Source organism: Moorena sp. SIO3I8 (assembly GCF_010692325.1).
Lineage (GTDB): Bacteria > Cyanobacteriota > Cyanobacteriia > Cyanobacteriales > Coleofasciculaceae > Moorena.
The window spans coordinates 1-1656 of the sequence record NZ_JAAHHW010000345.1 but is presented as its reverse complement, the minus strand read 5'-3'; the positions used below and the strand labels follow the sequence as shown (position 1 = coordinate 1656).

Sequence of the window (1656 nt, the reverse complement as noted above, 5' to 3'; positions counted from 1 at the left end):
AGCGTCAATCATTGCTGTGCCTTTGGGAATATTGGTAGGTATTTCCAAAATTGCCTTTAAAGCCTTTAACCCCTACTTCCAGCTTCTTAAACCGGTTTCTCCCCTGGCTTGGTTACCTTTGGGGCTGTATATATTCCGGAACTCAGAGATGACTGGGATTTTCATTATTACCATTGCTAGTATTTGGCCAACCCTAACCAACACAGCGTTTGGTGTGGCCAATGTTAACCCAGATTACCTTGATGTTTCTAAAATTCTGGGCGCTTCTAAATGGCGCACGATTTTTAAGGTGATTATTCCCGCTGCCCTACCTAACATCATCTCTGGTTTGAGAATTAGTATGGGGATTTCTTGGTTGGTGATTGTGGCAGCAGAAATGCTATTGGGTACGGGTTTAGGTTACTTCATTTGGAATGAGTGGAATAACCTTTACATACCCAATATTCTCGTGGCAATTTTTATTATTGGGATTGTGGGTATTGTCCTTGATCAAATATTTGCCTATTTTGAAAAACTGGTTTCTTTCGGTAAAAAATCCTCATAAACAATCATTATGAGTACTTCTTTTTCTTCCAAGGGCCGTAAGGTCATTATGGACAATGACAGTGACGCTCAAATTTCATTACGTCATATTTCAAAAACTTTCTTTGGTAAACAGGGTTGGTTTGATAAAATTACTGGGCAATCTTCTGCGGACTTTGTCGCTATCGAAGATATCAATTTAGATATTGAGCACAACACGTTTGTGTCGATCATTGGCCCGTCTGGTTGTGGTAAGTCTACCTTGCTGAATATTATCGCGGGTTTGAGTTCCGCTACCAGTGGCGAAGTGATTATCAATGGGCAACTTGTGACTCAACCAGGACCTGACCGGGGTATGGTTTTTCAAAACTATGCCCTTATGCCTTGGATGACTGTGGAAGGTAATATTAGGTTTGCGGTGGAAACTGTCTATCCTAAAATTTCTGCGAGGGAGCAAAAACGGGTTATTAAGGAAAATATCCAACTAGTGGGTTTAACCGGAGCAGAGAACAAACATCCTCACGAACTATCCGGGGGTATGCGACAACGAGTAGGTATTGCGAGAGCTTTGGCTATTAATCCCCAAATTTTGTTAATGGATGAACCGTTTGGTGCTTTAGATGCTCTGACTAGGGGCTTTTTACAGGATGAAATCGAGCGCATTTGGGAGCAGCAGCGTAAAACTGCCATTATGATTACCCATAGCATTGATGAAGCCCTCTTGTTATCCGACCGGATTGTCATGATGACCAAAGGCCCTGCGGCGCGTATTGATGAGGTGCTTGAAGTGCCTTTCCCCCGTCCACGCGATCGCACTACGGTTGAGCATCATCCTGCCTATATGGAACTGAAACAGGAAATGGAAAACCATCTATATCGGGAAACTAGAGCTGTAGAAGAAGCAAGAATTCACTAAAAATTCTTCTATTAGTGTAAAGTAAGCATTCGGGAGCATGTCAACTTTGTAATTAGGTACATAGATCCCCCCTAACCCCCCTTAAAAAAGGGGGGAATTAGATTGAAAAGTCCCCCTTATTAAGGGGGATAATGGGGGATCTCAATCAGGGGTTAACAAAATTGACATGCACCCTAAGCATTCAGCCGTCAGCGGTCAGCCGTCAGCCTTTAGCCTTC

At 42.9% G+C, this 1656-nt stretch carries 2 protein-coding genes; both read left to right on the top strand.

Translation table 11 applies throughout. The features are described 5' to 3' along the window. Positions 1–544 (top strand): ABC transporter permease (locus F6K51_RS36850; protein WP_293031018.1); only part of this gene is annotated, 544 nt, incomplete at its 5' end. Positions 545–553: 9 nt separating this feature from the next. After that, positions 554–1438 carry an ABC transporter ATP-binding protein gene (locus F6K51_RS36845; protein WP_293031015.1) on the top strand — a complete coding sequence of 295 codons (885 nt, stop codon included), beginning with the start codon at positions 554–556 and terminating at the stop codon, positions 1436–1438. Positions 1439–1656: the final 218 nt, after the last annotated feature.

Coding starts and splice junctions, on each gene's coding strand:
- F6K51_RS36845 (WP_293031015.1), top strand. CDS start 554: ATGAGTACTTCTTTTTCTTCCAAGGGCCGTAAGGTCATTATGGACAAT.